Below are 12,670 nucleotides of genomic sequence, written 5' to 3' on the forward strand. Positions count from 1 at the left end.
CGAGTCCCGCCGGTCCGGCTCAGGACGGCGCGAGCAGCGGGGCGAGCCCTCGGGAGCGCTCGCGCGCGTCGACGCCGTCGCACAGCTCGAGGAACCGCGCGAGGATCAGGTGGCCGTGCTCGGTGAGCACCGACTCGGGGTGGAACTGCACGCCGTGCAGCGGGAGCTCGCGATGGGCGAGGCCCTGCACGACCCCGTCGGCCGTGCGGGCGGTGACCTCGAGGACGTCCGGCACCGTCTCCGGGACCACCGTGAGCGAGTGGTAGCGGGTGGCCGTGAAGGGACTGGGCACGCCCGCGAAGACGCTCCTGCCCTCGTGCTCGACCACGCTCGTGCGCCCGTGCATGAGCTGCGGGGCGTGGGCCACCGTGCCGCCGAAGTACTGGCCGAGCGCCTGATGGCCCAGGCACACCCCGAGCATCGGCACCGTGCCGTCCGCACAGGCGCCGATCACGTCGAGGATGCGCCCCGCGGTCGACGGAGTCCCGGGGCCGGGGGAGACCAGCACGCCGTCGAATCCGCCCAGGTCGATCGCGCCGTCGGCGCCCTGCGGCACCTCGTCGTTGCGCACGACGGTCGTCGCCGCCCCCATCTGCTGGAGGTAGCCGACGATCGTGAAGACGAAGCTGTCGTAGTTGTCGACCACCAGGATCCGCGCGGTGGGCTCAGCCATTGTCGTCGCCCTGATCATCGCCCTGGTCGCCGTCATCGCCGTCCGACGGGGTCGGGCTGTCGCTGTCCGAGGGGGTGTCGGAGTCGCTCGGGGTGTCCGACGGGGTGTCCGTGGGGGTGTCCGACGGCGTCTCGGAGGTGGGGGTGTCCGAGGGCTCCTCGGTCTTCTCCGGTCCGGTGGAGACGTACACGGTCACGGTCGTCCCCGGCTCCACGGAGTCGTTCGGCTTGGGATCGGTCTTGATGACCGTGTCCTTCGCGACGGAGTCGTCGGATTGGTAGGTGACCTTCACGCCGAGGTTCTTGGCGCCGAGGGTCTTGCGGGCCTCGGACTCCGTCTGGCCCACGACGTTGGGCATCGAGATGTTCCCGGGGGCCTTCGCGACCACGATCTGCACCGTGGAGCCGACCTCCGCGGTCTTCCCGTCGCCGCCCGTGGGCGTCTGGCCGGTGACCGTGCCCGGATCCTCGTCGTCGGACTCCTTGGTCGTCGCATCGACCTCGAAGCCCTGGTCCTCGAGGGTCTTGGTCGCGGTGTCCTCGTCGAGGCCGGTGACGTCCGGCAGCTCCGCATCGCCCGAGGCGAGGTTCACGGTGACCGTGTCCCCGGCCTCCGCGTTCGAGCCGGAGGCCGGGTCCTGGCCGACGACCGTTCCGGCCTTCTTGCCCGCGACGTCCTTGGGATCGCCGATCTCGATGCCGAGCCCCAGGTCGTCGAGCTTCTTCGTCGCCTCGTCGCGGTCCATGCCGGCGAGGTCGGGGACCTCGACCTGCTCGGGTCCGCTGGAGACGGCGACCTTCACGGCCGTGTGCTCGTCGACCTGCGTGTCGCCCTCGGGATCGGTCGAGATGACGTCGCCCTCGTCGACGTCGGAGCTCGCCTTCTTCTCGAACGTGCCCGTGAGGCCCGCGCTCTCCAGCTCGGACTTCGCCTGGGCCTCGGTCATGCCGACGACCTGCGGGACCGCGACCTGCTTGGGGCCCGTGTTCCACGGCTGCCAGAGAGCCAGGGCCGCCGCGATCACGGCGAGCACGGCCACGATGATCAGCACGATCAGCCAGACGGGGCGCTTGGGCTTCTGCTCGAGCTCCTCGCCCGGCTCGTCGGCCGAGCCGGCGCCCTGCATGCCCGCACCCGCGGCACCTGCCGCACCGGCTCCGAGGGCTCCGGCTCCGGCGGCGGCCGCGACCGGCGCGCGATGGGTCTGCGTCGCTCCCGCGGCCGCGGGCAGCGCCTCGGTGCGGTCGTCGACGGGGCTGAGCACCGTCGTCGCCTCCGCGTCGGAGGTGGGCTGCGGGTCCCCGGCCACGAGCTGCGGACGCCGGCCGGCGATCACCGAGGCGATGTCGCGCGCGAAGGCGGTGGCCGAGGGGTAGCGGGTCTCGCGGTCCTTGGCCAGACCGGTGAGGATCACCCGGTCCACGTCGGGCGTGATCGCGGGGTTGTACCGCGAGGGCGGGACCGGGGTCTCGCGCACGTGCTGGTAGGCGATGGAGACGGGGCTGTCGCCCGTGAACGGAGGGCGCCCCGTGACGAGCTCGTAGAAGACGCACGCGGCGGAGTAGATGTCGCTGCGCGCGTCGACGAGCTGCCCGCGGGCCTGCTCGGGGGAGAGGTACTGGGCGGTGCCCATGACCGCCTGGGTCTGGGTCATCCCGGTCGCGTCGGCCACCGCGCGGGCGATGCCGAAGTCCATGACCTTCACGTCGCCGTCGTCGGTGATCATGATGTTGCCGGGCTTGATGTCGCGGTGGACGATGCCCTGCTGGTGGGAGTACTCGAGCGCGGAGAGCAGCGCCTGCATGATCGTGGCCGCCTGGCCCACGTCCATCGGATGCTCGGGGTCGACGTACTCACGCAGGGTCTTGCCGCGCACGTACTCCATCACGATGTAGGGGATCGTGATCTCGTGCCCGGTGAAGTCCTTGGCGTGCTCCTCGCCGGTGTCGTACACGGCGACGATCGAGGGATGGTTCAGGCCGGCGGCGCTCTGCGCCTCGCGGCGGAAGCGCTCCTGGAAGTTCGTGTCGCGCGCGAGGTCGGTGCGCAGGATCTTCACCGCGACGGTGCGGTGCAGACGGCGGTCCTCCGCCAGGTGCACGTCGGCCATGCCGCCGTGCCCGAGAGCCTTGCCCAGGGCGTAGCGCCCGGACAGAATCAGGTTCTCTTCGCTCACTGTCCTACCGTCCTCGTCAAGTCGCCGATCTGGGGCGACGCGAACATCGTACGTGCATGTGCCGCGTGCGCGGCCCCGCCGCTCAGGAAGCCGCTGGGGATGATGCCCACACCCATCCCGATCGCGACGGCCGCCACCACGACCACGATCAGCAGCAGCACGAAGCCGGGCACCGTGAACGGGCCGATCCGCGCACCGGTGCTCGTGGACCGCGCGGTGCGGCCCGAGGGCGCCGTGGAGATCCCACCGCCCGCGCCGTCGGCCGACGGCGATCCCGCGGCAGTCGCGCTCCCGGTCCCGGCACCGGTGCCGGGGGCCGGCGAGGATCCCGGGGCGCCGGCGGGGGAGCCGACGGACGCGGGGCCGGCGGGAGAGCCGGGACCCGAGAGCCGGGAGGCGCTCGACGTGCGCGAGGAACCCGCGGCGGGCATCGCCGCGCGGGCGCCCGCCCCGCGAGCGCCCGATCCTCCGGACTCGGAGGCCGACGGCGCCGAGGCGCCCGAGAGGGCCGACGGGCCCGAGGTCCCCGAGCGATGACGGATCCCGCGCCGGCGGTGCGTGCGCGGCAGCGGCATCGCCGCGGTGCGCGTGCCCACGGGAGAGGCCGACGGCTTCCCGGAGCCCGCGCGGTTCTCCCCGGTCGACCCGGAGGACGCGGAGGCGCCCGAGGCCGCCGAGGCGCCGGAGGCCGCGGCGCCCGCGGGGATCGCGCCGGTCGTGAAGCGCGGCTCCTCGCCGCGCTGGATCGACTCGAGGATGCGGGCGACCGCCGCCGCCGAGCGGGGACGGTTCGCCGGGGCCTTCGCGAGCAGCATCATCACCAGGTGCCGCAGGTCGGGGTTCACCGACTCCGGCAGCGCCGGCGGCTGCTTCTTCACCTGGGCCATCGCGATCTCGACCTGGCTGGCGCCCGTGAAGGGGCGATGCCCCACGAGCATCTCGTAGGCGACGATCCCGAGGGCGTAGAGATCCGAGAGCGAGGTGGCCTGCTTGCCCATCGCCTGCTCGGGGGAGAGGTACTGGGCGGTGCCCATCACGAGCCCGGTCTTGGTCAGCCGCGCCTGGTCCTGGCTGCGGGCGATCCCGAAGTCGGTGATCTTCATGTGCCAGTCGTCGGCGTCGTCCACGAGGATGTTCTCGGGCTTCACGTCGCGGTGGACCACGCCCTTGGCGTGGGCGGCGTCGAGCGCGCGGGCGAGGTCGATGAGCACCGAGACCACGCGGTCCTCGGGGAGGCCGTCGGGGTGCTCCTCGATGATCTCCGAGAGCGGCCGTCCCTTGCACAGCTCCATGACGATGTAGGCGCGGCCGTCGATCTCGCCGTAGTCGTACAGCGCGGCGATCGTGTCGTGGCTGAGCGAGGCGGTGTGGCGCGCCTCGGCGCGGAAGCGCTTGAGGAAGCCCTCGTCGAAGGCGTACTCCTCGCGCAGCACCTTGACCGCCGTCTCGCGATCCAGGTCCTGGTCCCAGCCCTTCCACACCTCTCCCATGCCGCCCGTGGCGATCAGGGAGTCCAGGCGGTAGCGCCCCTCCAGCACCAGTCCCTTGCCGGTCCTCACTGCGAGACCACCGCCTTCATCACATCGCGCGCGATCGGTGCCGCGACATCCGCTCCGTAGCCGCCCTCCTCGACGACCACGGCCACGGCGACCTTCTTGTCGCCGCTGTCGGCGTAGCCGACGAACCACGAGTGCGGGGTGCGGCCGTCGCCCCACTCGGCCGTGCCCGTCTTGCCGCCGACCTCGACGCCGTCGATCTTCGCGGCGGTGCCGGTGCCGTCCTCGACGGTGGAGACCATCATCTCGCGCATCTGCGCGGCGTTCGAGGCGCTCAGCGGCTGCGAGTACTGCTCGGCCGAGAACGACGAGATCACCGACTGGTCGCGGGTGCGGACCTCGTCGACGAGCTGCGGGGTCATCACCTTGCCGTCGTTGTCCATCGCCGAGGCCACCATGGCCATCTGCAGCGGCGTCACGCGGTCCTCGTACTGGCCGATCGAGCTCGTGGCCAGCTGCGCGTCGTTGAGGTCGTCGCCCATCGACGAGGGCGTGACCGACAGCGGGATCTCCAGGCGGTCGCCGAAGCCGAACTCCTGGGCCTTCTTGCGCACCGCGTCCTGGCCCAGCTCGATGCCGAGCTTCGCGAACGAGGTGTTGCAGGACTGCTGCAGGGCCTCGGACAGGGTCGAGGAGTCGTCCGCCCCGCAGGCCGTGTTCCCCTGGTTGGGGTGGTTGTACAGGGTGCTCTGCGTGTCCGGGAGCGTGAACGAACCGGGACCGGGGATGCTCGTGTCCTTCGTGTAGTCGCCGCTGTCCAGGGCGGCGGACGCGACGATGAGCTTGAAGGTCGAGCCGGGCGGGTAGAGATCGCCGGCGATCGCGCGGTTGGACAGGGGCCGGTCCGGATCGTCGTTCAGCTCGCTCCAGGCGGCCTCGGCCTTCTTCGCGGAATGGGTCGCCAGGGTGTTGGGGTCGTAGCTCGGGGCCGAGACCATCGCGAGCACCTTGCCGGTCTCGGGGTCGAGCGCGACGGCGGCGCCGCGGCGTCCCTCGAGCGCCTTCGCGGCGGCCTCCTGGGCGTCCGGGTCGATCGTCAGCGCGACGGTCGCGCCCTGCGGGTCGCGCCCGGAGATGGTGTCCGTCAGGCGCTGGTAGAAGAGCGCGTCGGACTCCCCGGAGAGCGTGTCGTTGAGCGACTTCTCGAGACCGCTGAACCCGTACTGGACGGAGTAGTAGCCCGTGAGCGGGGCGTACAGCGAGCCGGGATCGTAGGTGCGCTGGTAGCCGTAGGCGTCGTCGGTCGCATGGGACTCGGCGATCGGCTCGCCGCCCACCACGATCGGTCCGCGGTGGCGGTCGTACTGGGCGTAGACCGTGCGGTAGTTGTGGCTGTTGGCGTTCAGCGACTTCGCATCGATCACCTGGAAGTAGGTGGTCGAGCCGAAGAGCAGCACGAACAGCACGCCGACCACCAGCCAGACATGGCGCAGGGGCTTGTTCACGACATCGCCTCCTGTGCTCGCTGCGGCTCGCCGCTGTCCTTCGGACCCTTCTGCCGGCGAGCCGGCGCGCCCTCGCCGTCCAGGCGGCGGGCCGCGGGCCGACGGGCGGCGTCGGACATCCGCACCAGCAGCGCCACGATGATCCAGTTGCACACGAGCGAGCTGCCGCCCGAGGCGAGGAAGGGGAGGGTGAGGCCGGTCAGGGGGATCACGCGGGTGATGCCGCCGACGACCACGAACACCTGGAGGGCGAGCACGAAGCCGAGCCCCGCGGCGAGCAGCGTCCCGAAGCCGTCGGAGATGCCGACGGCCGCGCGCATCGCCCGCTGGACCAGCAGGATGTAGAGCAGGAGCACCGCGAAGGCGCCCACCATGCCGAGCTCCTCGGCGAGGGTGGAGTAGATGAAGTCGCTGTGCCCGAAGGGCACCATGTCGGGCCGGCCCCCGCCGGGGCCCTTGCCCACGAGCCCGCCCGAGGCCATGCCGAACAGGCCGCGCGCGATCTGCTCGCAGGCGCCGTAGTTCTCGCTGCTCAGCGGGTCCAGCCAGCACGTGAAGCGGGTGCGCACGTGCCCCAGCAGGGTCGCGGCGAAGATCGCAGGGGGCACGAACATCACGGCGCCGATCACGAGCCAGCTCAGGCGGTCGGTCGCGACGTAGAGCATGGCGACGAACAGGCCGAAGAACATCAGCGCCGTGCCCAGGTCGGTCTCGAACACGAGGATCGCGATGCAGAAGGCCCACGCCGCGAGGATCGGCCCGAAGTCCGACCAGCGGGGCAGGTGGATGCCCAGCACCTTGGGCCCGGCGAGGGCGAGGGTGTCGCGGCGGGAGACCAGGTAGCCGGCGAAGAAGATCGCGATGCAGATCTTCGCGAGCTCCGCCGGCTGGAAGGAGTAGCCGGCGATCCTGATCCAGATCTTCGATCCGTACTGCTCGTCGGTGAGGAACGGGACCAGGGGCAGCAGCAGGAGCACCGCCCCGCTGACCGCGAAGATCCACATGTAGCGGCGCAGGATCCGGTGGTCGCGGATCACCATGAGCACGACCACGGCCAGGATCGCGCCGATCACCGTCCACAGCTGCTGGCGCGAGGCGTAGGACGCCGTGGTGCCGATGTACTTCGTGACCGCGGTGTCGTAGCTGAAGATCATGGCGACGCCGATGCCGTTCAGCAGCACCGCGATCGGCAGGATCACCGGATCCGCGTACGGGGCGCGCCACATCACCGCGATCTGGAGGACCAGCACGATCACGCCGGCGCCGATCGCGACCGCGGGCAGGGCGTCGGGGATCTCCCCGTGGCGGCCCAGGCCCACGAGCGCGTAGGTGAGCACGCCGAGCCCCGCGGCGATCAGCAGCAGCAGCGCCTGCAGGAAGCGGCGCGGACGGGCGGTGTAGGAGACGACGGTGACCATCAGTCCCCCTCGTCGGCCGTGGAGGACGGGGACGCGCTGCTCGCGTCGTCCGCCGGCGGGGTCGGGCCCTCTGTCGGCGTCGTGGGCAGGGTGGTCGCGGTCTGCGACTCCAGGCGGTCCACGATCTCCTGTGCGTCGGCGAGGTCGTCGGCCGGGATCGTCGAGGTGACCTGCTGCTGGGTGATCGAGGGCAGGGAGTCCACGGGCACGTCGGTGACCTCGACGGGGTCGGAGAGCGAGACCGGTCCGAGGTCCTGCGAGATGCCGCGGTAGATGACGACGCTGTCGCCGTCGGTCCCCACGTAGTACTGCTTCTGCGACCACGTGTACCCGGCCCACAGGGCGCCCGCGAGCACGGCGACCACGAGCACGAGAGTCACCAGCGCCGGCCAGGGGCCGCGCCGCGGCGGCTCCTCCTCGAAGTCCTCGTCGGAGTAGGGCGGCTCGGGGCTCTCGACGCGGGTCAGCGCGGCGGCGCGGGCGGCCGGTCCCGAGGCGCTCGTGGGCTGGTTGCGGGTGCGCGCGGCCGATCCCACGATGAGCGGGCTCGTGGAGGGCGCCTCGGCGCTGCGGGGGAGGTCGTCGAGATCCACGACGTCGGCGATGATGCAGGTGATGTTGTCCGGCCCGCCGCCCTTGAGGGCGAGCTGGATGAGGGCCTCTGCGCACTCGTCGGGATCCTCGACGCCGTCCATCGTCGCGTGGATCGTCTCGAGGGAGACCAGGCCCGAGAGGCCGTCGGAGCACAGCATCCAGCGATCGCCCACGCGGGCCGAGCGCATCGAGAGGTCGAGCTCCGGGTCCGCGTCCACGTCGCCGAGCACGCGCATGAGCACCGAGCGCTGCGGGTGGCGCTCGGCCTCCTCGCTGGTCAGCCTGCCCTCGTCCATGAGGCGCTGGACGAACGTGTGGTCCTTGGTGACCTGCACGGTCTCGTCGTCGCGCAGCAGGTAGGCGCGCGAGTCGCCGATGTGGGCGAGCGCGAAGCGTCCCTCCGCGCGCAGCAGCGCTGTGACCGTCGTGCCCATGCCCGCGAGCTGAGGCTCCTCGCGCGCACGGCGCAGGATCAGCTGGTTGGCCTCGAGGATCGTCTCCTCGAGGCTCGCCACGAGGTCCGAGGCGGGGGTGTCCGTGTCCAGCTGGGCGAGGCGGCCCACGGCGATCGACGAGGCGACGTCGCCGCCCGCGTGGCCGCCCATGCCGTCGGCCACCATCAGCAGGTGGCTGCCCGCGTACCCGGAGTCCTGGTTGTTCGAGCGCACCAGGCCGACGTCGGAGCGGGCCGCGTAGCGCAGGGCGATGGTCATCGGGGGCCTCGCCTCAGCTCGATCTCGGTGCGGCCGATCCGCACCTGCGCGCCGGGGCGGAAGGGCACGGCGCCCTCGATCTTCTTCCCCGACAGCAGGGTGCCGTTGGTCGAGCCGAGATCCTCGACCATCCACTCGTCGTCCTGCGGGAAGACGCGCGCATGGCGGTTGGAGGCGTAGTCGTCGTCGAGCACGAGCGTGCACTCGGGGGCGCGCCCGATGAGCACGGGCGTGCGGCCGAGGGTGAGGGTCGTCCCGCGCAGCGGGCCGGCCGTGACCACGAGCGCGGTCGAGATCACCGAGGGGTCGGTGCGCAGCGAGGCCGCCTGGGCGGGATCGGCCGACGGGCGCTGCTCGCGCCGCGGGTCCGGCTTCGTGCCGCGGTTCACGACCGTGGTGCCGAAGAGGTCGTTGCGCAGGATCAGCAGCACCGCGACGACGAAGAGCCAGAGCCCCAGCACCAGCGCGACGCGCAGGACGAGGATCGTCAGTTCGCTCATGCGGCGCTCACCAGGTCGCCGACGTCGGCGCGGGCGCGGGCAGGATCACGGTGAGGCGGGTGCGGCCGATCCGGATCGACGAGCGGTCCTGCAGGGTCACGGGCGTGCGGATGCGCTCGCCGTCGACGAAGGTGCCGTTGGTCGAGCCCAGGTCGGTGGCCATGAGGGAGGCGCCGTCGGCCCGCAGCTCGAGGTGGTGGCGGGAGACGCCGGTGTCGTCGAGGATGATGTCCGCGTCGCCGCCGCGGCCGATCACGGTGACGGGGCCGGTCAGCAGGTACTGCTGGTCGTCGATCTCGACGATGGGGTGGCCGGGGCCGGCGGCCTGCTCGGCGCCGGTGGCGGGCGCGACCGTGCCGCGCTCGGTGCGCGACTCGGTCTCGAAGCGGCCGGGGCGCACCTCGTCGTCCTCCTCGAGGGAGACGCTCACGCCGCCCACGAACACGTAGCGGTTCTTCTCCGCGTGCTCGAGGATCACGCGCTCCATCTCCTCGAGCAGCGTCTCCTCCCACGAGGAGAAGCGCTCATGATCCGCCGAGTTCAGGTAGATCGTGAAGACGTTCGGGGCGATGGTGCGCGTGCGGTCGAGGACCTGGATCTGGTCGTCGCACTCGCGCTTGAGCCCCTGGGCGAGGTCGAGCGGCTTGAGCTGCCCGCGGCCGGACGTGAAGACGCTCGTGACGCCGCGGTCCAGTCCGCGCTCGATCCGATCCAAGATCCCCACGGTCGATCCTCCGCTGTCGAGACGGTGTGGTGCTGGTCGATCGTATCGTGCCATCACCGTGCGACTGCGATCAGGGGGAGGGGAGGTCGGGGACGAGGTGTGCAGGTCGTGTGGAGGCGCACCTCGCCCCCGCTCCTCGCGGGGCCGTCGGGAGGGGGTCTCAGTGCACGAGCACCCGGCGGCCCTTCTTCATCCAGCCGCCCTTCCAGAGCATGTCGGTCGCGGCCACCGAGAGGCGGCTGCAGCCGTGGGAGGCGGGGTAGGGCGGGATCGAGGTGGCGCCGTGGATGGCCCAGCCGCGGTCGTAGTAGCCCGGTCGGTACAGCCTGCCCAGCGGCGCCGTCTGCCAGCCGCTCGAGGGGAAGCTGTACATCTTGAAGTCCCCGCTCGGCGTGGTCGCGGTCTTCCAGCGCCCGCCCGAGTAGTACTTCTTCCCCGAGGCGGTCGAGGTGTTGAGGATGTACTTCAGCGTGCCGCCGCTGATGCAGTAGAGCAGCTGCTTCTTCTTGTCGACCTCGAAGGCCGTGCCCGAGGTGATGCGCGGCTTCGGGCGGGTGCCCTTCTTCAGCGCGGCGCGGGACTTCGCCCCGAACACGCCGTCCTTGGCGAGGCCCGCGGCCTTCTGCAGGGCGTAGACGGCCTGCGTGGTGGTGGCCCCGAAGCTGCCGTCGGCGCTGCCGCACCAGTAGCCGCGTGCGGCGAGATCCTTCTGCATGGTCTTCACGGCGCTCCCGCGATCGCCCGGATGCAGTACCGGGTCCTTCGCGGAGGCGGGGGACGTGCCCAGGGCCAGGGAGCCGGCGAGCACGGGTGCGCCGACGAGCAGGGCCCGACGGGTGGGCACGGGAGGGGTGGCGAGGCGGGTCATCTGTCTCTCTCCTTGTAAGAGACGGCGCGGGGGGCCACCGTGGGTGCGATGTCGCGATATGCGCGACATGTCCGATGGGCGGACGCGCCTCAGCCTGCCACAGGTCAAGAGAAAGCAAAAGAGAGGTCAAGGAACTGGTGTCTGACGTGGGCGGGGACCGGCGCAGACGGCGTGGAGGACGCGGGAGCGAGCGGGTGGGGGGAGCGGGAGCGCGTGTGGGAACCTGGGGCCGTGGACGACCTCCTCGCACCCTTCTCCTTCCCCTGCGCCCTGGGCGTCGCGGGCGCCGGCGGCACTCTGCTGACCGCGGGCGACGCCGCGCGAGTGCACCCGCTCGCGAGCGTCTCGAAGCCGATCACCGCCCTCGGCGCGCTGATCGCCGTCGACCGCGCGCTGCTCGACCTCGAGGCGCCCGTCGGTCCCGAGGAGACGCGGGGAGCGCTGGCCGGCGGAGCGGACGCCGAGGTCCCCGAGGGCGCCACGATCCGCCACCTGCTCGCCCACACCGCCGGCTTCGCCTTCGACACCGGGGCCCTGCTCGCCGCGCCCGGCTCCCGCCGCATCTACTCCAACACCGGCTTCGAGGTGCTCGGCCGGGCGCTCGAGGAGGCGACCGGCACGGACCTCGAGACCTGGCTCGAGGACGAGGTCTGCGGGCCGCTCGGCCTGCGCGACCTCGAGGCATCGGGCTCGCCGGCCGCGGGGTTCCGCGCGAGCGTCCAGGACCTCCTGCTCGTCGGCGGCGAGATGCTCGCCCCCACCCTCGTCGGCCCCGAGCTCTGGCGGGAGGCCACGGGCGTGCAGTTCCCCGGCCTGCCCGGGGTGCTTCCCGGGTACGGGCGCCAGAAGCACAACGACTGGGGGCTCGGCCTCGAGATCCGCGACCACAAGAGCCCGCACTGGACGGGGGAGCGCAGCGGGCCCGCGAGCTTCGGCCACTTCGGCCAGTCCGGCTCCTTCCTGCTCCTGGACCCCGACCGCGGGCTCGCCCTCGCCTTCCTCGGCGAGGAGCCGTTCGGCCCCTCCCACGTCGCGCACTGGCCCGCGCTGATCGACGCCGTGCTCGCCCGGCACGACGCGGGGGGGCTGGGCGCGTGAGCGGAGGGCCGGCGGCCGGGCGGACCCCGGGGGCCGACGGCCTCGGCGTGCTCGACGCGTTCGGCTTCGAGGCCGCCGCGATCGTGCTCGGCCCCGAGGGAGTGCGCGCGAGCGCGGGCGACCTCGAGAAGGTGCGCCCCCTGCGCTCGGTGAGCAAGACGCTCACCGGGTTCGCGTGCGCGATCGCCCTCGAGCGCGGCGCGGTCGCGCTGACGGACCCCGTCGGCCCCGAGGGGTCGACCCTGCGGCACGTGCTCTGCCACGCCTCCGGCCTCTTCTACGAGTCCGACCGCGTGCTGCAGGAGCCGGGGAAGCGGCGCCACTACTCCAACCGCGGGATCGACGTGGCCGCGCTGCACGTCGCGCGCGCCGTCGGCCGGGACTTCGAGGACTGGGTCTCGGGCGAGATCGCCGAGCCGCTCGGCATGGAGCGCCTGAGCTGGGACGGTCCGCCGTCCGTGGGCGCCTTCGCCCCGCTCGCGGACCTCGCCCTCCTCGCCCTCGAGCTGCTGCGGCCGACGCTGCTGGGCCCCGAGGTGTTCGCGCAGATGACCACCCCGCAGCTGCCCGGGCTGGTCGGCATCATGCCGGGGTTCGGCAAGCAGGACCCCAACCCCTTCGGACTCGGGTTCGAGGTGCGCGGCGCCAAGAGCCCCCACTGGACCGGGACCACGAGCAGCCCCGAGACCTTCGGGCACTTCGGCATGCTCGGCACCGCCCTGTGGGTCGACCCGGTCGCCGACCTCGCCGCCGTCATCGGCACCGACCACGAGTTCTGCGACACCCACCGCGAGCTGCTCCCGCGCCTGAGCGACGACATCCTCGCGCGCTGGGCCCCGCCCGCCCGCTGACACCGCCTTCCGGATAGTCTCGGAGGGACCCTCGTCCTCCGACCGCCGCGACGC

Annotated in this window: 11 protein-coding genes; 2 read left to right on the forward strand and 9 right to left on the reverse strand. The window is 72.2% G+C overall.

Annotation, left to right across the window (positions count from 1 at the left end):
• Positions 1-19 precede the first annotated feature (19 nt).
• The 9 genes from M4486_RS18270 to M4486_RS18310 all read right to left on the reverse strand — a co-directional run bounded on the left by M4486_RS18270 (position 20) and on the right by M4486_RS18310 (position 10,667).
• The gene (locus M4486_RS18270; RefSeq protein ID WP_249478747.1) at positions 20-673 is read right to left on the reverse strand and encodes an anthranilate synthase component II; all 654 of its coding nucleotides are present in this window, start codon (positions 671-673) and stop codon (positions 20-22) included.
• Positions 666-2,849, reverse strand: a complete 2,184-nt coding sequence (gene pknB / locus M4486_RS18275) for a Stk1 family PASTA domain-containing Ser/Thr kinase (RefSeq protein ID WP_283257945.1) — start codon at positions 2,847-2,849, stop codon at positions 666-668. Before pknB ends, M4486_RS18270 begins: the two co-directional genes overlap by 8 nt.
• On the reverse strand, positions 2,846-4,408 hold the full coding sequence (locus tag M4486_RS18280; protein ID WP_249478748.1) for a serine/threonine-protein kinase: 1,563 nt from the start codon (positions 4,406-4,408) through the stop codon (positions 2,846-2,848). Before M4486_RS18280 ends, pknB begins: the two co-directional genes overlap by 4 nt.
• Complete coding sequence (locus M4486_RS18285; RefSeq protein ID WP_239205375.1) at positions 4,405-5,850, reverse strand: peptidoglycan D,D-transpeptidase FtsI family protein; 1,446 nt, start codon at positions 5,848-5,850, stop codon at positions 4,405-4,407. Before M4486_RS18285 ends, M4486_RS18280 begins: the two co-directional genes overlap by 4 nt.
• Positions 5,847-7,268 (reverse strand): FtsW/RodA/SpoVE family cell cycle protein, encoded by a 1,422-nt coding sequence (locus tag M4486_RS18290; protein ID WP_249478749.1) that lies wholly within the window; start codon positions 7,266-7,268, stop codon positions 5,847-5,849. Before M4486_RS18290 ends, M4486_RS18285 begins: the two co-directional genes overlap by 4 nt.
• The gene (locus tag M4486_RS18295; RefSeq protein WP_249478750.1) at positions 7,268-8,575 is read right to left on the reverse strand and encodes a Stp1/IreP family PP2C-type Ser/Thr phosphatase; all 1,308 of its coding nucleotides are present in this window, start codon (positions 8,573-8,575) and stop codon (positions 7,268-7,270) included. The genes M4486_RS18290 and M4486_RS18295 overlap by 1 nt, the downstream gene beginning before the upstream one ends.
• Positions 8,572-9,075, reverse strand: a complete 504-nt coding sequence (locus M4486_RS18300) for an FHA domain-containing protein FhaB/FipA (RefSeq protein WP_200502629.1) — start codon at positions 9,073-9,075, stop codon at positions 8,572-8,574. The genes M4486_RS18295 and M4486_RS18300 overlap by 4 nt, the downstream gene beginning before the upstream one ends.
• Before the next feature lie 7 nt (positions 9,076-9,082).
• Positions 9,083-9,799 carry an FHA domain-containing protein gene (locus M4486_RS18305; protein WP_249478751.1) on the reverse strand — a complete coding sequence of 239 codons (717 nt, stop codon included), beginning with the start codon at positions 9,797-9,799 and terminating at the stop codon, positions 9,083-9,085.
• A 160-nt stretch (positions 9,800-9,959) separates the two neighbouring features.
• Complete coding sequence (locus M4486_RS18310) at positions 9,960-10,667, reverse strand: L,D-transpeptidase family protein (RefSeq protein WP_249478752.1); 708 nt, start codon at positions 10,665-10,667, stop codon at positions 9,960-9,962.
• A gap of 231 nt (positions 10,668-10,898) precedes the next feature.
• Between M4486_RS18310 and M4486_RS18315 the strand changes: the two genes are divergently transcribed.
• Together M4486_RS18315 and M4486_RS18320 are read left to right on the forward strand one after the other, a co-directional pair.
• The gene (locus M4486_RS18315; protein WP_249478753.1) at positions 10,899-11,765 is read left to right on the forward strand and encodes a serine hydrolase domain-containing protein; all 867 of its coding nucleotides are present in this window, start codon (positions 10,899-10,901) and stop codon (positions 11,763-11,765) included.
• Positions 11,762-12,616, forward strand: a complete 855-nt coding sequence (locus M4486_RS18320) for a serine hydrolase domain-containing protein (protein WP_249478754.1) — start codon at positions 11,762-11,764, stop codon at positions 12,614-12,616. The genes M4486_RS18315 and M4486_RS18320 overlap by 4 nt, the downstream gene beginning before the upstream one ends.
• The last annotated feature ends 54 nt before the right edge of the window (positions 12,617-12,670 follow it).

This window comes from Brachybacterium kimchii, from assembly GCF_023373525.1.
GTDB classification, from domain to species: Bacteria; Actinomycetota; Actinomycetes; order Actinomycetales; family Dermabacteraceae; genus Brachybacterium; species Brachybacterium kimchii.